The 22,586-nt window shown below is 72.0% G+C and carries 4 protein-coding genes; 1 reads left to right on the top strand and 3 read right to left on the bottom strand.

The window, feature by feature from the left end; all coding sequences use genetic code 11:
- Positions 1-187 precede the first annotated feature (187 nt).
- Positions 188-619 (top strand): hypothetical protein, encoded by a 432-nt coding sequence (locus tag ACLJPX_RS17155; RefSeq protein WP_101607295.1) that lies wholly within the window; start codon positions 188-190, stop codon positions 617-619.
- Positions 620-712: 93 nt separating this feature from the next.
- On the opposite strand, the gene ACLJPX_RS17150 is transcribed toward ACLJPX_RS17155, so the two are convergent.
- From ACLJPX_RS17150 to ACLJPX_RS17140, 3 genes are read right to left on the bottom strand one after another with little or no spacing between them, the layout of a single operon-like run.
- Entirely contained in the window at positions 713-3,043 is a 2,331-nt protein-coding gene (locus tag ACLJPX_RS17150; RefSeq protein WP_410600953.1) for an amino acid adenylation domain-containing protein, read from the bottom strand.
- 1 nt (position 3,044) lies between these two features.
- Positions 3,045-9,254, bottom strand: coding sequence for an SDR family NAD(P)-dependent oxidoreductase (locus tag ACLJPX_RS17145; RefSeq protein ID WP_410600952.1), 6,210 nt, complete (start codon positions 9,252-9,254; stop codon positions 3,045-3,047).
- 31 nt (positions 9,255-9,285) lie between these two features.
- The gene (locus tag ACLJPX_RS17140; RefSeq protein WP_410600951.1) at positions 9,286-22,506 is read right to left on the bottom strand and encodes an SDR family NAD(P)-dependent oxidoreductase; all 13,221 of its coding nucleotides are present in this window, start codon (positions 22,504-22,506) and stop codon (positions 9,286-9,288) included.
- Between the last annotated feature and the right edge of the window lie 80 nt (positions 22,507-22,586).

Raw genomic sequence — 22,586 nt, 5'->3', positions numbered from 1 at the left:
TCACTTCTGCAGCAATGCTTCCCAGGCTCGACGGCGTACGCGCCGGTGAGCCGGAGCCGCCGGGGAACGAAGTGTGGCTGTCCCTACTCGGCCGGACGTCCAGACCCATACCGGACAGCCCGGCCGGTCAGTAACTTCGAATGCATCGCAAGACCTCGAACGCACCACCAGACTTAAGGAACCGGACATGGCCAACTTCACGATCGACACCGCGGCGCTCAACGACCCCCGCACCAAGCAGGCGTTCGACACGATCAAGAAGTGCGTCGGCTTCTTCGGCATCGTCAGCGCCATCGTGCTCGCCACCTGCGTGGTGGTCGCCTTCATGCACCAGGAGGTCACGACGTTCATGTGGGTGCGGGGCGCGATCCTGCTCCTGGTCGCCCCGCTGATGCTGAGCTGGGTCAACAAGGCCGCCAACGGCGCGGGGGGTCCGTACGACCGGCTCGCCACCGTCTCCGTCATCCTGCCGATCGCGATCATCGCGGTGGACCTGATCCCGGGCATCTGCCCGGCCTGGTACGCCGTCATGCAGGGCATCAGCGCGCTGCCGCTGATCGGGGTCGCGGTGCTGACCCGCAACAGCCAGGTCCGCGCGGCGTTCCGCAAGCAAAAGTAGTAACACTCCGGCCGAGCGCCCTCGTCGATCGCCGAACAGCCCCCTCGAGTTTCCCGAGGGGGCTGTTCGCTGTCTGTCATCGGACCGGCGGGTTCACCGACCCAGTGCGGTCCCGATGACCGGAACCCGCTCCGCGAGCGCTCGCGGAGTGCGGCATTCGAAGAACTCCGTGAGACCGACCGACACACCGCTCACCTTGTGCAGCTCCTGCATCGCCACCGCCGCCAGCATCGAATTCCCGCCGTGGGCGAAGAAGTCAGTGTCCTCGTCCACGTCGTCACGACGCAGCACAGTGCGCCAGACCTCGATCAACCCGTCGGTGATCTGTACCGAACCCGACCCCGGTGCCGAAACCGGGCCGGCGGTGCGAGGCCGTTCCGCCAGCGAGCGGTCCAGCGCCGGATAATCGACCTTCCCATTGGCGTTGATCGGGATCGACTCGAAGACCAGAAGCTCGCCGACGGTCATCGAGGCGGGGAGGCGTTCGCGCAGGTGCTCTCGGACGCTGTCCAGGTCGACACCACTCTCGGACGGCTCCAGGCAGCCGACGAGTACGGCATCGGCTGTCGGGTCGCCGACGACCAGGACCGCGGCGGCGGCGACTTCGGGGTGGGCCAGCAGGGTCGTTTCGATCTCGCCCAGTTCGATCCGGTTGCCGCGCAGTTTGACCTGGCGGTCGCCGCGGCCGAAGAGGTCCAGGGTGCCGTCGGCGCGCCAGCCTGCCAGGTCTCCGGTGCGGTAGAAGCGGCCGTGCACCGGGTGCACGCCGAAGCGGGCCGCGTTCAGTTCTGGGCGGTCGTGGTAGCCGATGGCCACTCCGGCCCCCGAAATGCACAGTTCGCCGCGGACGCCGACCGGCAGTTCCCGGTCGTGCCGGTCCACGACGTGCACCTGGGTGTTGGCGATCGGGCCGCCGACGTCGAGCCGCGGTCCGGGGTCGTCGGCGATGACACGGGAGGTCGACCAGATCGCGGTTTCGGTCGGGCCGTACGCGTGGTGCAGCACGCAGCCGGCGGTCAGCAGGCGACGGGCCAGCGATACCGGAACCGGTTCGCCGCCGGTGATGACGCTGCGGCCGCGCAAGCAATCCGCCATGCGGTCGAGGACCAGCCGCCAAGTGGTCGGGGTGGCCTGCACGAACCGCGCGTCGTACCGTTCGACCAGTTCGCGCAGCACCCGGCCGTCGCTGCGGGCCGGGTCCGGCGCGGCGGCGAGGCGGCATCCGGAGACCAGGGACACGAACAGTTCCACGCCGGACATGTCGAAGGCGAAGGTGGTCGTCCACAGCATCGTGTCCGCCGGGCCGGCGTCCAGTTGCCGGGCGAAGTGGCTCGCGACGTTGGCCAGCGCGCCGTGCGTGATGAGTGTCCCTTTAGGACGTCCGGTGGAGCCGGAGGTGTAGATCAGGTACGCGCAGGAGGCCGGATCCGGTGCCGGGGGCGCGCTGTGGTCCGCCGGAAGCGCGTCCTCGGCGGGGGAAGCGGACAGCACGGCGAGGTCGGAGGTGGCGAACTGGCCCATGTTTCCAGCCGCTATCAGGATTTTCGCGCCCGAGTCGGCGAGCTGGTACCGGATTCGGTCCTCGGGGTGTGCCGCGTCCAGGGGCACGTAGGCCGCGCCGGCGAGCCAGGTGCCGAGGACCGCGGTGACGAGTTCGGGGCCGCGCGGGAGCGAGATCGCCACCCTGTCCCCCGGGCCGATCCCGGCTTCCCGGAGCACGGCGCATTGGGCGACGGCCGCGTGCCACAGCTGGCCGTAGTCGACGAAGCGCTCCCCTTCGCCGACGGCGCTGGTCTCAGGTGCGCGCACGGCGCGGGTGTGGACGGCCTCGAGCACCGAGGCCGGTTCGACGGGTCGCGCGGTGTCGTTGGCCGCTGAGATGATTTCGTGGTCCTTCGCGCTCCACCACGGCAGGTCGCCGACGCGGCGCTCGGGGTCCTCGGCCACGGCGGAAAGCACTGTCTCGTACCGGGCCAGCAGCAGGCGGACCTGCTCTTCGGGCAGGAGTTCGGGCTGGTACCTGGCCGAAACCAGGTCGCCATCGACAGCGATCTCGAGTTCGACGCCGTCGTCGGCACCGAGGTCCCGGGAGAACGCGTACCGCGCGCGCCTGGACGAATCCGCAGGATTTTCCCCCTGCTGGACAAGAAGTTCCCGAACGGTCCACAGTGGATCGACGTGCAGTCGCCGGCGCACGTTCCCGAGAAACAGGTCCCGTCCGGCGCCATGCGTTTCGAGCAGCACGGCGAAGGCGCCGAGCAGCACCTCGAACTCCGGGACGCCAAGGGATTCGGCCTGTGCGCGGACGGCGCGGACCGTCTCCGCGGACAGCCGGTGCCCGATCCGAGCGGCCGCGGCCGGTTCGCCGGAAGCAGGTGCCACGCAAGCCAGTTCTTCGCCCTGCCAGGCACGCGTCGTGTCCATGTCAGATACCCAGTTCCTTGTCGATGAGATCGAAGATCTCGTCGTCGGTCGCCTCGGTGATGTCGTCGTCGGAATCGTCGACGGACCCGGGATCCGGTGCGCTGCCCCGGAATTCCTCCACCAGCAGCTCCAGCCGGTCCGCCAGGCGGGCCCTGCCCTCGCCCCGCGCGCCGATCCCGGCCAGCAGCGACCGCAGCCGGTCCAGTTCGGCCAGCACCGGACGGTGGTCTGCTTCCCGGTCGGCGAGCTGCCCATGCAGGTAGCGGGCGAGCTCCACCGGGGTCGGATGGTCGAAGACCACCGCGGCGGGCAGCCGGAGGCCGAGCGCGCCACTGAGCCGGTTGCGGAATTCCAGCGCGGTCAGCGAATCGAAGCCGAGCTGGCGGAAGTACCGGGCCGCCTCGACCGATTCCGGGCCGGATTTCCCGAGCACCAGCGCCGCCTGCGCGAGCACCGCGTTCAGGATCGCGCCTTCGAGCTGTTCGGGCGGCAGCGCGGCGAGTTCCCTGGCCAGTGCGCTGCTCCGGCCGGGGTCGGCGGCTCCGGCGGTCCGCCGTCCTGGCCGGACCAGCCCGGTCATCAGCGCGGGGACCGGGCTGCCGGAGCGGCGCAGCGCGCCCAGGTCCAGTTGGGCGGTGACCAGCAGCGGGTCCGTCCGCCCGGTGGCGACGTCCAGCAGCGAGAGCCCGTCGGCCACGGCGAGCGGGCGCAGGCCGTGGCGGGTCATCCGCTGCCGTCCGGCTTCGGTGAGTTCCCCGGCCATGCCGTTCTCCCAGGGGCCCCAGGCCAGCGAGGCGGCGGGCAGTCCTTGCTGGCGACGGTGCGCGGCGAGCGCGTCGAGGAAGGTGTTGCCCGCCGCGTAGTTGGCCTGTCCGGGACTGCCCCAGACCCCGGCCACCGAGGAGAACAGGGTGAAGGTGTCGAGGTCGAGATGCCTGGTCAGCTCGTGGAGGTTCCAGGCGGCGTCGGCCTTGGGGCGCATGACCTGGTGGATCTGCTCCGGGGTGAGCGAGCCGACGACGCCGTCGTCGAGCACGCCCGCGGCGTGGACCACGCCGGTCAGCGGCTCGGTCTCGGGCAGTCCGGCGAGCACTTCGGCCAGCTGGTCGCGGTCGGCGACGTCGCAGGCGATCACCCGCACTCTCGCCCCGGACCGGGCCAGTTCGCCCGCCAGTTCGGGCATGCCCGCCGCGCCCATGCCCCGCCGCGAGGCGAGCAGCAGGTTCTTGGCCCCGCCCGGCCGCGCCAGGTGCCGGGCGACCAGTCCGCCGAGCGCGCCGGACGCCCCGGTCACCAGCACGGTCCCCGCCCGACCGGACGGCGCGGGCACGGTCAGCACGATCTTCTCGGGCCCGCCGCGGTTCACCCGGGCGAACGCCGCCGCCGCGTGTCGGATGTCCCAGCACTCCACCGGCAGCGGGCGCAGCACACCCTCGGCGAGCGGGGTCGACAGCGACGCCAGCAGCGGGCCGAACGCTTCGGGAGCCGGAAGTCGGTCGGCACGCACGGTTTCCCGTCCGGGAGCCGAAGCGGCGTTCTCGGTGCGGTGCTCCTCGTCGAGTCCCGCTTCGGACAGCACGCGCCACGCGGACCGTTCCGCGACCGCGACGACGTCCGCGCCCTGATACCGCGCCAGCCGCACCGCGGCCAGCCCGGCCGCCGACGCGGCGTCGTGGATGAGCACTCGCTGTCCTGGTCGGATGTCGGCCACCGCGTGCCACGCGGCGAGTAACGCCAGCGGAGCGGCGGCCGCCTGCGGGTGCGACCAGCCCGCCGGGATCGGCAGCAGCAACCGGGCACCGGTCACCGCGGTGGGGCCGAACGCGCCGTCGAACACGCCCAGGACCGCGTCCCCGACGGCGAACCGGGTCACGCCGGGGCCGGTTTCCAGCACCACTCCGGCGCCTTCTCGGCCCAGGGGCCCGGAACCGCCGTCCAGCACGGTGCGCACGTCTTCGACGTTCACCCCGGCGGCGCGGATGCCCACCCGGACCTCGCCGTCCGCGAGCGGGACGCGGTCTTTCTCGCGCAGTTCCAGGTCTTCCAGCGAGGGCGCGGTGAAGCCGAGCTGCCAGTCCGGTCCGGCGGGCACGGCGAGGCCGTCCGCTTCGGCCCGGTGCAGGCGCGGCACCAGCACTTCCGCGCCGCGGATCGCGAATTCGGGTTCGCGCAGCACGGTCGCGGCCAGCACCAGTGCGCCGGTGCCGTCGACTCGGTCCACGTCGGCCAGCGCGATCCGCTCCGGGTGTTCGCCCGCGGCGCCGCGAATCAGGCCGACGACCCCGGCCCCGTCCAGACGGACGCCGACGCCGGGCGTCGCGGCCACGGCTCGTTCGGTCACCACCACCAGCTGCGAACTCTCCATCGCGTCCGCCGCGAGCCAATCGCGTACCACGTCCAGCACGTGCAGCACGGCCTCGCGGGCCTGCCCGGCGATGCCTGCCGCCAGGTCCTCGCCGCGAGGGCAGCAGACGACGACCACCTCGGGCACCGCGGCCCCGGCCTCGACCGCGGCGATCAGCCCCGCGACGTCCGCGTAGTCCGTGGCGCCCGGCACGGCCAGTCCGCCGTCGCCGCCGAGGACGGCCGACGAAAGGACGGGAGCCGCGTCGGGCAGTTCGACCGGCGCCCATTCGATCCGGAACAGCCCGTCGTGGGTCCGGTCCAGCGAAGCGGCGGTCAACGGGGTCAGCACCACCGACTGCGCGGAGACGACGAGCTGTCCGGCCGGGTCGGCCAAGGTCACCTCGACGCCCTCGGCGGCCGGGGCCAGGCGGACCCGCGTCGCGATCGCGCCGGAGGCGTGCACGTCCACACCGCTCCACATCGTGGGCAGCGACGGCGCACCGCCGGTGGACTCGGCCAGCTGGGTCAGGTGCAGGGCTGCGTCGAGCAACGCGGGGTGGACGCCGTATCCGGCGACGTCGGTGCCCTCGGGCAGGGCTACGTCCGCGAAGACCTCGTCGCCGCGCCGCCACGCCGCGCGGACGCAGCGCACGGCGGGCCCGTGGCTGGCTCCCGAGGCGGCCAATTCTTCGTACAGCGCAGTGACATCGATGGTTTCCGCGCCGGCCGGTGGCCACTGCGAACTCCACGAGACCAGTCCGGCGTCGTGGCCGCCAGGGGCGAGCGTGCCGGACGCGTGCCGCACCCACGGGGCGTCGCCGATCCGGGTGTGCACCGCCACCGGCCGCCGCTCGTCGGCGTCCGCTTCGCCGACGGTGACCTGCATCGACACGCTGTCCCGGCTCGGCAGCACCACCGGCGTCTCGACGAGAAGTTCTTCGAGCTGACCGCATCCGGCCTCGTCCCCGGCGCGGATCGCCAGGTCCGCCAGCGCCGCGGCGGGCAGGATCGTCCGGCCTGCCAGTGTCGAGTCCGCGAGCCAGGACGGGGTTCCCGGAGCGAGGCGACCGGTGAGCATGACCCCGCCGGTGGCGGGCAGTTCCGCAACAGCGCCCAAGAGCGGATGTTCGGGGCTGCGCAGGCCGAAGTCGTCGGCACGGCCGCCCGCGACCGCGTTCAGCCAGTACCGCCGGTGCTGGAAAGCGTAGGTGGGCAGCTCGACCCGGCGAGCACCCGTGCCGTCGAAAACGTTGTGCCAGTCGAAGTCCAGGCCACGAACGTACACTTTGGACACCGCCGTCAGCAGCGCCCGGACCTCGTCACGTCCGCGCCGCGCCACCGGAATCCACACCTCGTCCGCCTCCTCGGGACGGCTAAGCGGACCCATCCCCGACAAGACCCCGTCCGGGCCGACCTCGACAAACGTCCGCACCCCCAGTTCCCGCAGGGTTCCCGCCACGTCCGAGAAGCACACCGCCTCGCGCACATGCAGCACCCAGTAGCCCGGGTCGGTCACCTCGTCGGCCACAACGCGCCCGGTCAACCCCGACACCAACGGGATCGTGGGACGATGGCACTCCACCGAGTTCACGACCTCGGCGAACCGCGCCAGCATCGGCTCCATCAACGGCGAATGGAACGCGTGCGATACCGACAACCGCTTCGTCCGGCAACCCGCGCCCGCCAGTTCCGCCGCGGCCGCCAGAACCTCGTCCTCCACCCCGGAAATCACCACCGCCTTCGGGCCGTTCACCGCGGCCACCCCCACGCCCGGACGGCCCGCGATCACCTCCGACACCTGCTCCGCGGTCGCCTCCACCGCCACCATCGCCCCGCCGGTCGGCAACTCCTGCATCAACCGACCACGAGCCGCGACCACCGCACACGCGTCGGGCAGCGACCACACTCCGGCAACATGGGCAGCCGCCAGCTCGCCGATCGAATGGCCCGCGACCACGCTCGGCCGCATCCCCCACGACTCCAGCAGCCGGAACAGGGCGACCTCGACCGCGAACAACCCCGACTGCGCCCACACCGTGTCGTTGAGGTCGCCGTGCTCGCCCCGGATCACCGCCGCGGGTGAACCGTCCAAATGCTTCTCCAACCCGGCACACACCGCGTCAAAGGCTTCCGCGAACACCGGAAACACCGAGTACAGGCCCAACCCCATGCTCAAGCGCTGCGCACCCTGACCAGTGAAAACAAACCCGACCTTGCCGAGCGACCCCACCACACCCGACACCACGCCGGCGGATTCACGCCCCGCGGCCAACGCCGCCAGCCCTTGGCCATGGTCACCCAACACGACCGCACGGTGCTCCAACGCCGCCTTGGCCGCCAACGACCACCCCACATCCAGCGGCTCATCAGCCAACCCGGCCAACCGCGCCGCCTGTGCGGCCAAGCCTTCCGCCGAACGCGCCGACACCACCCACGGCACCACCGGCAACACGACATCAGCCTCGACCGGAGCCTCCGCGACCGCCGGAGCCTGCTCCACGATGACGTGGGCGTTCGTCCCGGAGAACCCGAACGACGACACCCCCGCCCGACGAGGACGGTCACCGACCTCCGGCCAGGACACCGCCTCGGTCACCAACCGCACCGCGCCCGAATCCCACTCCACCCGCGTGGACGGCTCCTCGGCGTGCAACGTCGCGGGCACCACGCCCCGACGGATCGCCGACACCATCTTGATCACCCCGGCCACCCCGGCAGCCGCCTGCGCATGGCCGATGTTCGACTTCACCGACCCCAGCAGCAACGGCCGGTCCGCGGGCCGGTCCTGTCCGTACGTGGCCAGCAGGGCTTCCGCCTCGATCGGGTCACCCAGCCGGGTCCCGGTCCCGTGCCCGTCCACGACGTCCACGCCGTCCGGCCCCACCCCCGCGCGCGCCAACGCCGCACGGATCACCCGTTGCTGCGAAGGACCGTTCGGCGCAGTTAAGCCGTTCGACGCACCGTCCTGGTTCACCGCCGAACCCGCCACCACCGCCAGTACCCGATGCCCGTTGCGCCGCGCGTCCGAAAGTCGCTCCAGCACCAAAACCCCAGAACCCTCGCCCCAGCCGACACCGTCGGCACCGTCCCCATAGGACTTGCACCGACCGTCCGGCGACAGGCCCCGCTGCCGCGAAAAGTCGATGAACGTGGCCGGGGTGGACATCACCGTCACGCCACCGGCCAGCGCCAGCGAGCACTCCCCCGCGTTGAGCGACTGCGCAGCCAAATGCAGCGCGACCAGCGACGACGAGCACGCGGTATCCACCGTCACCGCCGGACCCTCCAGGCCCAGCGCGTAGGAGATCCGGCCGGAGGCGATCGAGCCCATGTTGCCGGTGGCGAGGTAGCCCTCGGACTGCTCGCGCGCCTGGTTCCAGATCAGGTAGTCGTGGTAGAACAGCCCGGCGAACACCCCGGTGTCGCCGCCGCGCAACGAGTTCGGGTCGATCCCGGCGTCCTCCAACGCCTCCCACGACGTCTCCAGATACACCCGCTGCTGCGGATCCATCGCGAGCGCCTCGCGAGGGCTGATGCCGAAGAACTCCGCATCGAAACCACTTGCCCCGTAAAGGAAACCGCCTTCCACGCAGATGCTCTTGCCGAGCGCGTCCGGGTCAGGGTCGAGCAGGTCGGCGGGCCAGCCCCGGTCGGCAGGCAGCGGGCCGATCGCGTCGGTGCGCGCTTCGAGCAGTTCCCACAGCTGGTCCGGGGACGAGACCCCGCCGGGGAACCGGCAGGCCATGCCGACGATCGCGACAGGTTCTTGCTTGCGCTCCTCGGCTTCGCGGAGGCGCTCGCGGGTCTGGTGCAGTTCGGTGGTGACCCGCTTCAGATAGTCGCGGAGCTTGTCCTCGTTCGACATCCGGGAGTCCTTCCTCTTTCGTGCGCGGAGTTCAGATCCCGAGCTGTTTGTCGATGAAGTCGAACATGTCGTCGTCGCTGGCGGACTGGAGCTGGTCGGCGACCGAATCGTCGGCGCCGCCCTCCGATTCGGTCAGCGCGGCGAGCAGGTCGGTGAGCCGGGCGGCGACCCTCGCCCGCGCGGTGTCGTCGGCCCGCAGTTCGACGAGGGAGGCTTCGAGCCGGTCGAGGCCCGAGTAGGCCGACAGCGCGGGCTGCTCCGCGGCCTCCCCGGTCTCGGCGCCGAACATCCCTTCCAGCAGGAAGTCCGCCAGTGCGCTCGAGGTCGGGTAGTCGAAGACCGCGGTGGGCGAAAGGCGTTCCCCGGTGGCCTCGTTCAACCGGTTGCGCAGCTCGATCGCGGTCAGCGAGTCGAAGCCGACTTCGCGGAACGGGCGGTCCGCGTCGAGCCCGCCGGTCCCGGCCAGGCCCAGCACCAGAGCGGCCTGCGTGCTGACCAGCTCGCGGAGCGCGTCCCGGCGTTCCGGTTCGCTCAGGTCGTGAAGCGTGCTGCGGGCGTCCACGACGCGTTCGCCGACCGCGCGGCGGGCCGGCGCCGAGGGCCGGGCGCTGGGCACCAGGGCCGACAGCAGCGGCGGCACCTCCCCGGACCGGCGCACTCCGGCCAGGTCGAGCCGGGCCGCCACCAGCAGCGGAGCGCACTGGCCCAGCGCGGCGTCGAGCACGCGCAGCCCTTCCGGTTCCGGCAGCGGAGCCAGCCCTTGGCGCGACATCCGCCGCCAGTCGGCTTCGGTGAACTCGCCCGCCATCCCGGATTCCCACGGACCCCACGCGATCGACACCGCGGGCAGGCCCCGCTGGCGGCGGTGCGCGGCGAGCGCGTCGAGGAAGGTGTTGCCCGCCGCGTAGGCGGCCTGTCCGGCGTTGCCCCAGATCCCGGCGACGGAGGAGAACACCACGAAGAAGTCCGGGTTCATCGGCTGCGTCAGCTCGTGCAGATGCCAGGCCGCGTCCACCTTCGGGCGCAGTACCGCGGTCATCCGCTCGTCGGTCAGCGAGCCGATGACCCCGTCGTCGAGGACCCCGGCCGAATGCACCACGCCGGTCAGCGACACGCCGTCCAGCACTCCGGCGAGCTGCTCGCGGTCAGCGGCGTCGCACGCCAGCATCGTGGTTTCGACGCCGCGTTGTTCCAGGTCCGCGGCCAGCTCGGCGAGCCCGGGGGCGTCGGCGCCGCGCCGGGACAGCAGCAGCAACCGCTTGGCGATACCGGTTTCGGCCAGCCGCAGGGCGACCAGCCGGCCCAAGGCTCCGGAAGCGCCCGTGATCAGCACCGTGCCCGCGGCCCGGGTGTCGTCCGGGGCAGGTGGCGAAACCCGGGTCAGCCTCGGCACCCGCACCTCACCGGCGCGCACCGCGAACTCGGACTCCCCCGCCGCGATCCCGGCACGCACCCAGTCGAGGACGGCGGGACTGGCCAGATCGTCCACATCGGACAGCACGATCCGGCCGGGGTTCTCCGACTGCGCGACGCGGACGAGGCCCCACACCGGCGCGGTCGCCAGGTCCAGGGCGAGCCCGTCGCCGACGTCGACCGCGCGTTCGGTGACCACGGCGAGCCGGGTTTCGGTGTCCGTGGCGAGCCATGCCCGCAGCCGGGCCAGCACGTCGAGCGCGACGGCGTTGGCCTGTTCCGGCAGTTCGCCGTCGAGCGTCGGCACCGTCAGCAGTTCGAGGTCGGCGTTCGAGGAGTCGGCGGGCGGGACCGACGTCCACTCGACCGCGTAGGTCGAGCCGTCGGAACTCGCGGTCAGCTCTTCAACGCTTGCCGTGCGCAGGGCCAGCGTCCCGACCGACGCCACCGGCTCGCCGGAGGCGTCGGCCAGCGCGAGCGCGATCCCGCCCGGCACCGGCGAGATCCGCACCCGGGCCGCCGAAGCGCCGGACGCGTGCACCACCACGTCGTTCCAGGCGAACGGCAGCCGCAGGCCCTCGGTGTCCACTCCGGCCGCGTGCAACGCCGCGTCGAACAGGGCGGGGTGCACGCCGAACCCTGCGATGGGAACGCCTTCGGGCAGTTCGACTTCGGAGAACAGCTCCTCGCCGCGCCGCCAGACCGCGCGGACGCCCTGGAACACCGGCCCGTATTCAAGCCCGGTCTTGGCCAGCTCCGGATAGAAACCGTCCAGGTCGATCGGCTCCGCGCCGGCCGGTGGCCACTGCGCCAGGTCTGAGCCGTCGGCGGGGGCGGCTCCGGCGGACACCGCGCCCGCCGCGTGCCGGACCCATTCGCCGTCGCCGCTCTTCGCGTAGACAGTGAGCGCACGGCGGCCGGTGTCGTCCGGACCGTCGACGGTGAGCTGAATCCGGGCCGAGACCCCGGTTTCGAGCTTGAGCGGGGCCTCGATCAGCAGCTCGTCGATGTGGTCGCAGCCCACCTCGTCGGCGGCGCGGACGACCATGTCCAGCAGCGCGGTGCCCGGCACGAGGACCTGCCCGGCAACCGCGTGGTCGGCCAGCCACGGCTGTTCGCCGAGCGAGAGCCGGCCGGCGAGCATGACCCCGCCGGTGGCGGGCAGTTCCGCAACAGCGCCCAGGAGCGGGTGCTCGGGGCTGTCCATGCCGAGGTCGTCGGCGTGGCCGCCGGTGAGCGCGTTGAGCCAGTACCGCTGGTGCTGGAAAGCGTAGGTGGGCAGCTCGACCCGGCGAGCACCCGTGCCGTCGAAAACGTTGTGCCAGTCGAAGTCCAGGCCACGAACGTACACTTTGGACACCGCGGTGAGCAGCGCACGGACCTCGTCGCGTCCGCGCCGTGCCACCGGTATCCACGTCTCGTCACGACCGTCGGGGCGGCTCAGCGGGCCCATTCCCGACAGGACCCCGTCGGGGCCGACCTCGACGAAGGTCCGGACTCCCTGGTCCCGCAGGGTGCTCGCGACGGCGACGAAGTCCACGGCCTCGCGCACATGCCGCACCCAGTAGCCCGGGTCCGTCACCTCGTCGCCGACCACGCGCCCGGTCAACCCCGACACCAACGGGATCGTCGGACGATGGCACTCCACCGAGTTCACGACTTCGGCGAACCGCGCCAGCATCGGCTCCATCAACGGTGAATGGAACGCGTGCGACACCGACAACCGCTTTGTCCGGCAACCCTCCAGTTCCGCCGCAGCCGCCAGCGCCTCGTCCTCCACCCCGGAAATCACGACTGCCTTCGGGCCGTTCACCGCGGCTATACCCACCCCGGCGCGGCCCTCGATCACCTTCCGAACCTCGTCTTCGGTCGCCTCGACGGCGACCATCGCACCGCCGGTCGGCAACTCCTGCATCAACCGGCCGCGAGCCGCGACCACCGCACACGCATCCGAAAGCGACCACACGCCGGCCACATACGCGGCCGCCAGCTCGCCGATCGAATGGCCCGCCACCGCACTCGGCCGCACACCCCACGACTCCAACAACCGGAACAGGGCGACCTCGACCGCGAACAACCCCGACTGCGCCCACACCGTGTCGTTGATATCCCCATACTCACCCCGGATCACCGCCGCGGGTGAACCGTCCAAATGCTCTTCCAATCCGGCGCACACCGCGTCAAAGGCTTCCGCGAACACCGGGAACACCGCGTGCAGCCCGGCACCCATGCCTAGCCGCTGCGCACCCTGACCAGTGAAAACAAACCCGACCTTGCCGAGCGACCCCACCACACCCGACACCACCTGGGCGGACTCGCGGCCCTCGGCCAGTGCGGCCAATCCCTGGCTGTGATCGCCCAGCACGACAGCACGGTGCTCCAACGCCGCCCGGGAAGCCAGCGACCACCCCACGTCCAGCGGCTCATCAACCAACCCCGCCAACCGCGCCGCCTGTGCGGCCAAGCCTTCCGGCGAACGCGCCGACACCACCCACGGCACCACCGGCAGCTCGACGTCGATCTCGACGGGAAGCTCCGCGACCTCCGGCACCTGCTCCACGATGACGTGCGCGTTCGTCCCGGAGAACCCGAACGACGACACCCCAGCCCGACGCGGCCGATCGCCGACCTCCGGCCACGACGTCGCCTCGGTCACCAACCGCACCGCGCCCGAATCCCACTCCACCCGGGTGGAGGGCTGTTCCGCGTGCAGGGTCGCGGGCACCACGCCGCGGTGCATCGCCGACACCATCTTGATCACCCCGGCCACCCCCGCGGCGGCCTGTGTGTGCCCGATGTTCGACTTCACCGACCCCAGAAGCAGCGGCTGGTCGGCCGGTCGGTCCTGTCCGTACGTGGCTAGCAGGGCTTCCGCCTCGATCGGGTCGCCCAGCCGGGTTCCCGTGCCGTGCCCGTCGACGACGTCCACGCCGTCCGGCTCCAGTCCCGCGCTGGCCAGTGCCGCACGGATCACCCGTTGCTGCGACGGACCGTTCGGCGCGGTCAAGCCGTTCGACGCACCGTCCTGATTCACCGCGCTGCCGGCCACCACCGCCAACACCCGATGCCCGTTGCGCCGCGCGTCCGAAAGCCGCTCCAGCACCAAAACCCCAGAACCCTCACCCCAACCGACACCGTCGGCACCATCCCCATAGGACTTGCACCGACCATCCGGCGACAGGCCCCGCTGCCGCGAAAAGTCGAAGAACGCGCCCGGGGTGGACATCACCGTCACCCCACCCGCCAGCGCCAGCGAGCACTCCCCCGCGTTGAGCGACTGCGCCGCCAAATGCAGCGCGACCAGCGACGACGAACACGCGGTATCCACCGTCACCGCCGGACCCTCCAGGCCCAGCGCGTAGGAAACGCGGCCGGAAGCGACCGAACCCATGCTGCCGGTGCCCAGGTAGCCTTCCGAGTCTTCGTGGACCTGATGCCAGGACAGATAGTCGTGGTAGAACAGCCCGGCGAACACCCCGGTGTCACTGCCCCGCAACGAGTTCGGGTCGATCCCGGCATCCTCCAACGCCTCCCACGACGTCTCCAGATACACCCGCTGCTGCGGATCCATCGCGAGCGCCTCGCGAGGACTGATGCCGAAAAACTCCGCATCGAAACCACTCGCCCCGTAAAGGAAACCGCCCTCCGCGGCGACGCTCTTCCGTACCGCGTCCGGATCGGAGTCGACCAGGTCGGCGGGCCAGCCCCGGTCGGTCGGAAAGGTCCCGACCGCGTCAGTGCGCGAGGCGAGCAGCTCCCACAGCTCCGCCGGGGAGGACACGCCGCCGGGGAACCGGCAGGCCATGCCCACGATGGCGATGCGGTCCTCGCCGGTGGCCGCGCGCGGTGCGACGCGCGCGGGGGCGGTCTCGCTCCGGCCGGTCAGTTCGCCCAGCAGGAACGCGGTCAGTGCGGCCGGGGTGGGATAGTCGAACACCACGGTGGCGGGCAGCCGCGCGCCGGTGGCCGCGCCCAGGCGCGTCCGGAGTTCCACGGCGGTCAGCGAGTCGAACCCGGAGTCGCGAAAGGACCGTCCGAAGTCGACAGTCGCGTCCCCGGTCAGGCCGAGCACCTGCCCGGCCTGCGCCAGCACCAGATCCCGCACGAGGTCCGCGCGCCCGGCCTCGCCCAGTGACGCGAGCCGCTCAGCCAACGCGTTCCCGTCGGCGGACGACTGCTCGATGGTGCGTCGGGCGGGTGCCGAGGCGCCGACCAGCCCGGACAGCACCTGCGGCACCTCTCCGGCCCGCCGCAGCGCGGCCAGGTCCAGCCGGGCCGCGACCAGCAGCGGCGCGGGAGCGGCGACCGGACCGGTCACCAGGTCCAACACGACGAGCCCCTGCGCCGCGGACAGCGTCCGCAGGCCCTGGCGGGACAGCCGGGTGCGATCGGTCCCGGTCAGTGCTCCGGCCATGCCGGTGTCCCACGGGCCCCAGGCCAGCGACACCGCGGCGCGGCCCTGCCGGCGTCGATGGGCGGCGAGCGCGTCGAGGAAGGCGTTGCCCGCCGCGTAGTTCGCCTGTCCAGCGGTGCCCCACACCCCGGCGACCGACGAGAACAGGACGAAGAAGTCCAGCTCAGCACCCTCGGTCAGCTCGTGCAACTGCCACGCACCGTCGACCTTCGGCCGCAGCACGGCGGCCATCCGCTCGGCCGTCAGCGACTCGACGACCCCGTCGTCGAGCACTCCGGCGGTGTGCACCACACCGGTGATCGGCACGCCGTCCAGCACCGCGGCCAACTGCGTCCGGTCAGCGACGTCGCACGCGGCGACGGTCACCTCGACACCGGACCGTTCCAGTTCCGCCGCCAGCCCCGGCATTCCCGGTGCCTCGGCTCCCCGGCGGGACAACAAAATCAGCCGCGCGACAGCGCCGGTCTCGGCCAAGTGCCGGGCGACCAGTCCGCCCAGCGCACCGGACGCGCCGGTCACCAGCACGGTGCCCGGACGGGTCCGGGGAGCCGGCCGCGGCGCGGTCGTTCGGGCCAGCCGCGGGACCCGCACCTCGCCGGAACGCACCACGAACCGCGATTCCCCGGCCGCCACTCCGGCCCTCAGAGCCCGCTCGTCAGCACTGTCGTCCACATCGGACAGGACGATCCGGCCGGGATGCTCGGCCTGCGCGGCCGAGACCAGGCCCCACACCGTCGCGGCGGCCACGTCGAGGGGCAGGCCGTCACCGGCGTCCACCGCGCGTTCAGTGACCACGACCAGCCGGGTTTCGGTGTCCGCCGCGAGCCATTCCCGCAGCACGGCCAGCACGTCGGCCGCCGCGGCGTGCGCTTGTTCGGGCACTGGGCCCGCGGCCGGATTCACCCGCAGGACCAGGAAATCGGCGTCTTCGCTGCTCCCCCACCCCGCCCAACGACCGGAGTCCGGGGAGCCGGACGGCACCGGCGCCCATTCCAGGCGGAACAGGTCGTCTCGGGGAGTTTCCCGGCCGGCCGGCAGCGGCCGCAGGGCCAGCGCGCCCACGGTGGCGATCGGTTCGCCCGCCGGATCGGCGAGGACCAGCGACACCCCGTCGGTGGCCTGGGGGCTGATCCGGACCTGGGCGGTCGTCGCGCCGGTCGCGTGGACCCGGACGTCCCGCCAGGCGAACGGGACCTCCAGCCGCACGCCGTCGGCACCGACCACCGCGTGCAGGGCGGCGTCGAACAGCGCGGGGTGCACGGCGAAGCCGGCGACCTCGGTGTCCTCGGGCAGCGCGACCTCGGCGAACAGGTCCGCGCCGAGCCGCCAGACCGCGCGGACGCCCCGGAACACCGGCCCGTAGCCGAGTCCGGCTTCGGCCAGCGCCGGGTAGAAGTTCTCCAGATCGACCGGCACCGCCCCGGCCGGGGGCCACTGCGCGAACCGCACGGCCTCGACCGCGGCACCCGGCCGCACGGTGCCCGCCGCGTGGCGCACCCAGTCGTCGCCGGTACGGGCGTACAGGGCCGCTTCGCGGCTGCCGTCCGGGCCCGGTCCGCTCACCGTGACCTGGACCCGCACCGAATCCTCGAGTACCAGCGGCGTTTCCATCAGGAGCTCGTCGATGTGGTCACAGCCCACCTCGTCGGCGGCGCGGACGACCATGTCCAGCAGCGCGGTGCCCGGCACGAGCACCCGACCCGCCACCACATGGTCGGCCAGCCACGGCTGTTCGCCGAGCGAAAGCCGACCAGTCAGCATCACCCCGCCGGTCGCGGGCAGCTCCACCGCCGCGCCCAGCAACGGATGCCGGGGGCTGTGCAGGCCGAAATCGTCGACGCGACCGCTCGCGACCGCCTTCAGCCAGTACCGCTGACGCTGGAACGCGTAGGTCGGCAGCTCGACCCTCCGGGCACCTGTGCCCGCGAAAACGTGATGCCACTCCACATCCAGGCCGCGCGCATAGACTTTGGACACCGCCGTCAGCAGCGCACGGACCTCGTCACGTCCGCGCCGCGCCACCGGAATCCACGCCTCATCCGCCTCCTCGGGACGGCTCAACGGCCCCATCCCCGACAAGACCCCGTCGGGACCCACCTCGACAAACGTCCCGACTCCCAGTTCCCGCAGGGTTCCCGCCACGGCGACGAAGTCCACGGCCTCGCGCACATGCCGCACCCAGTAGCCCGGGTCCGTCACCTCGTCGCCGACCACGGCCCCGGTCAACCCGGACACCAACGGCAGCTCCGGACGTCGACACTCCACCGAGTTCACGACTTCGGCGAACCGCGCCAGCATCGGCTCCATCAACGGTGAATGGAACGCATGCGACACCGACAACCGCTTCGTCCGACACCCCGCGCCCGCCAGTTCCTCCGCGGCCGCCAGAACCTCGTCCTCGACCCCGGAAATCACCACCGCCTTCGGGCCGTTCACCGCGGCCATACCCACCCCGGCGCGGCCCTCGATCACCTTCCGAACCTCGTCTTCGGTCGCCTCGACGGCGACCATCGCACCGCCGGTCGGCAACTCCTGCATCAACCGGCCGCGAGCCGCGACCACCGCACACGCATCCGAAAGCGACCACACGCCGGCCACATACGCGGCCGCCAGCTCGCCGATCGAATGGCCCGCCACCGCACTCGGCCGCACACCCCACGACTCCAACAACCGGAACAGGGCGACCTCGACCGCGAACAACCCCGACTGCGCCCACACCGTGTCGTTGATATCCCCATACTCACCCCGGATCACCGCCGCCGGCGAACCGTCCAAATGCTCTTCCAACCCGACACACACCGCGTCAAAAGCTTCCGCGAACACCGGAAACACCGAGTACAGGCCCAACCCCATGCTCAAGCGCTGCGCACCCTGACCAGTGAAAACAAACCCGACCTTGCCAAGCGACCCCACCACACCCGACACCACCTGGGCCGACTCGCGGCCCCCGGCCAACGCCGCCAACCCCTCGCCATGGTCACCCAACACGACCGCACGGTGCTCCAACGCCGCCTTGGCCGCCAACGACCACCCCACATCCAGCGGCTCATCAGCCAACCCGGCCAACCGCCCGGCCTGTGCGGCCAAGCCTTCCGGCGAACGAGCCGAGACCGGCCACGGCACCACCGGCAACACGACATCAGCCTCGACCGGAGCCTCCGCGACCGCCGGAGCCTGCTCCACGATTACATGCGCATTAGTCCCCGAGATACCGAACGACGACACCCCCGCCCGACGAGGACGGTCACCGACCTCCGGCCAGGACACCGCCTCGGTCGCCAACCGCACCGCACCCGATTCCCAGTCCACTTGGGACGATGGCTCGCCCGCGTGCAGGGTCGCGGGCAGTTCCTCGTGACACAGCGCGAGCACGGTCTTGATCACGCCCGCCACCCCGGCGGCCCACTGCGCGTGCCCGATGTTCGACTTCACCGACCCCAGCCACAGTGGACGGTTCCGATCCTGACCGTAGGTCGCCAGCAACGCCTGCGCCTCGATCGGATCGCCCAGCCGGGTCCCCGTGCCGTGACCCTCCACGGCGTCGACGTCAGCGGCCTCGATGCCCGCGTCGGCGAGCGCGGCGCGGATCACCCGCTGCTGCGAAGGACCGTTCGGCGCCGTCAACCCGTTCGACGCACCGTCCTGGTTCACCGCGCTGCCGGCCACCACGGCCAACACTTGATGCCCGTTGCGCCGCGCGTCCGAAAGCCGCTCCAAGAGCAGCAGACCGCCGCCCTCGGCCATGCCCATGCCGTCGGCCTGCTCCGCATAGGCCTTGCAGCGGCCGTCCGGCGCCAGGCCCTGCTGGCGGGTGAACCACTCCAGCCACGACGGCGTCGCGTGCACGGTCACGCCGCCGGTCAGCGCCAGCGAGCACTCCCCGGCACGCAACGACTGCGCCGCCAGATGCAGGGCGACCAACGACGAGGAGCACGCCGTGTCGACGGTGAGCGCGGGGCCTTCCAGGCCGAGGGTGTAGGAGACCCGGCCGGAGAGGATGCTGGGCGCGATCCCGGATTGGAGATGCCCCTGAAGCTCTTCGGGCGCGTTGCCGCCGTACCCGGAGGCCGCGCCGCCGACGAACACGCCGGTCGTCGAGCCGCGCAGCCGTTTCGGATCGAGGCCCGCGCGTTCGAACGCCTCCCAGGACAGTTCCAGCAGCATCCGCTGTTGCGGGTCCATCGCCAGCGCCTCGCGCGGGCTGACGCCGAAGAACGCGGCATCGAATTCTCCCGCCGCAGCAAGGAATCCGCCGCCGAGCGTGGCGATGTCGCCGAGGCCGTCCCAGCCCCGATCGGAGGGCAGCGGCCCGACGGCGTCGCCGCCCGCGGTCAGGAGCCGCCACAGTTGCTCGGGGTCGCTGATGTCGCCGGGCAGGCGGCAGCTCATCGCGACGATCGCAATCGGCTCGTCCGCGGCCGCGGAGGTGCGCTCCGGTGTCCGCGCGTCGTCGGCGAGCCCGAGAAGTTCGGTTCGCAGGAACTCGGCCAGTGCGAGCGGGGTCGGATGGTCGAAGGTGAGCGTGCTGGGCAGCTTGCGCCCCAGCGCGGTGCACAGCCGGCCGCGCAGGTCGACCCCGGTGACCGAGTCGAAGCCGATCTCCTTGAAGGTCAGCGCGGAATCCACCGACTCCGGCGACGCGTGCCCGAGGACGGCGGCGGCCTGCGCCCGGACCAGGTCGAGCACCCGCGTGACCTGCTCCGCGGCCGACTTCCCGGCCAACGTCCGCGCCCACCCGGAGACCGGGGCGGCCACGGGTTCCGGCAGGCTCGCGGCGACGCCGTCGAGCCGGCAGGGAGCTCCGGCGTCGAGCCAGAACCGTTCGTGCTGGAAGGCGTAGGTGGGCAGGTCGACGCGGTTCGCCGCGGGCAGCACGGCCGTCCAGTCCACCGGCACGCCGTGCGTGTACGCCTCGGCGAGGGAGGCGAGCAGCCGGGCGCTGTCGCCCTCGTCGCGGCGCAGCGTGCCGCACACCGCACCGGCGTCCGCCAAGGTGTCGGCGATCGCGGCGGTCAGCACCGGATGCGGGGACACCTCGATGAACACCCGGTCGCCGAGAACCCGCACGGCACGGTCGAAACGCACCGGCGCCCGCAGGCTTTCATACCAGTACCCGGCGTCCAGTTCGTCGCCGGTCAGGGTTTCGCCGGTCATCGCCGACACCATCGGCACCCGGCCACGCCGCGGCTCGATCCCCGCCAGCACCGCACGGATCTCCGCTTCCAGCCGCTCCACCTGCGCGGAGTGCGACGCGTAGTCCACCGAAACCATCCGCGCCCGGATGTCCTCGGCGTCCAGCTCCGCCTTCAACTCCGCCAGCGCCGCCGGTTCACCCGAGACCACCACTGCGGACGGCCCGTTGACCGTGGCCAGTGACAACCGCTCGCCCCACCGGGCGAGCCGCTCTTCCACTTCGGCCACGGTCGCGTTGACCGACAACATGCCGCCCAGACCCGCGAGCGCGGTCAGCGATTTCGACCGCAGAGAAACGATCCGCGCACCGTCCTCGAGGGACACCATCCCCGCGACCGTGGCCGCCGCGATCTCGCCCTGGGAGTGGCCCACCACCGCAGCGGGCACGACACCCGCGGCTTCCCACGCCGCGGCAAGGGAAACCATCACCGCCCACAACGCGGGCTGCACGACGTCCGCCGACTCCAGCTCGCCTTCGAGCACCTCGGACAGCTTCCAGTCCACAAAGGACTCCAACGCCGCCGCGCACTCCGCCAGCCGGGCCGCGAACACCGGATTCGTCCGCGCCAGCGCGAGCCCCATGCCCCGCCACTGCGAACCCTGGCCGGGAAAGACGAACACCGGCCGCCCGGAACCGCGCGCGACCCCGGAGACGACCTCGGCCCCGGGCACCCCGTCGGCGAGACCGGCCAACCCGGTCCGCAGGTCCCCGGTCACCACCGCGCGATGCTCGAACGGGGTCCGGGTGGTGGCCAGCGACCAGGCCAGCTCAGCCGGTTCGAGCCCGGGCCGCGCCGACACCCAGTCTCGCAGCCGGGCCGCCTGCGCCCGCAGCCCCTCGGCCGAGCGAGCGGACAGCACCCAAGCCGGGACCGCTTCCGGCACCGGCACCTGCTCCGTGGTGCCGGGGGCTTCTTCCACGATGACGTGCGCGTTGGTACCGCTGAGCCCGAATCCGGACACCCCGGCCCGGCGCGGACGGTCGCCCGCCGGCCACCGCACCGGTTCGCTCAGCAGCCGGACCGTGCCGCGCGACCAGTCGACGCGCGGGGTCGGCTCCTCGCCGTGCCGGGTCGCGGGCAGCACGCCGTTGCGCAGCGCGAGCACCATCTTGATCACCCCGGCCACCCCGGCCGCGGCCTGGGTGTGCCCGAGGTTCGACTTGACCGAGCCCAGCCACAACGGCTCGTCCCGCTCCCGGCCGTAGGTGGCGAAGAGGGCTTCCGCCTCGATCGGATCGCCGAGAGTGGTCCCGGTGCCGTGCGCCTCCACAGCGTCCACTTCGGACGCGTCGAGCCGGGCATTGGCCAGGGCCTGGCGGATCACCGCCTGCTGCGCCTCGCCGTTCGGGGCGGTCAGGCCGTCGCTCGCGCCGTCGGAGTTGACCGCGGAACCACTCAGCACGGCCAGCACCGGCTGTCCGTCGCGGATGGCGTCGGACAACCGCCGCAACACGAGCAGGCCGACCCCCTCCGACCACACGGTGCCGTCAGCGGCGGCGGAGAACGGCAGGCAGTCCCCCTCCGGCGACAGCGCCCGCAGGCCGCTGAACGCGACGAAGTTGCCGGGCGTCGACATCACGGAGACGCCGCCGGCCAGCGCCAGCGAGCAGTCGCCAGCGCGCAATGCCTGTGCGGCAAGGTGAATCGCGACCAGCGAACTGGACGCGGAGGTGTCCACGGTGAGGGACGGCCCGTGCAGCCCGAGCAGATACGAGACCCGGCCGGACAGCACGCTGGTCGTGGTGCCGGTCAGCAGGTAGCCCTTCACCGGCGAGGGCGCGTCCTCCAGCCGCGGGCCGTACTCCCGGGGCTCCGCGCCGACGAACACCCCGGCGCTGGTGCCCCGGAGCGACTCCGGGACGATGGCGGCCCGTTCGAGGGCCTCCCACGAAGCTTCCAGCAGCAACCGCTGCTGCGGTTCCATCGCCAGCGCCTCTCGCGGCGGAATGCCGAAGAACCACGCGTCGAAACCGGTTGCGTCGTCGAGGAAACCGCCGCGGGCGAGGTAAGTCTTCCCGGCCGCTTCCGGATCTCGGTCGTGCAGGTCCGGCCGCCACGCCCGGTCTTCAGGGAACGCCGACAGCACGTTCCCGCCTTCGGCCAGCAGCTCCCAGAGGTCTTCGGGCGAGCGGACGCCGCCGGGGTACCGGCAGCTCATGCCGACGACGGCCACCGGCTCCGCGCCGTCGGCCGCGCTTCCCGTGCCGTTCGTTCGGTCGGTCTCGTTCACAACACCCTCGGCATTCCGGAGATCTTCTGCGATAGCTGCGCGAATCCCGCCGCTACCTGGCACGGGCGGCGGGCGGGGAA

The sequence above is a fragment of the Amycolatopsis sp. lyj-90 genome, assembly GCF_046549035.1.
Classification (GTDB): domain Bacteria; phylum Actinomycetota; class Actinomycetes; order Mycobacteriales; family Pseudonocardiaceae; genus Amycolatopsis.
This window is presented reverse-complemented; position numbering and strand designations above follow the sequence as displayed.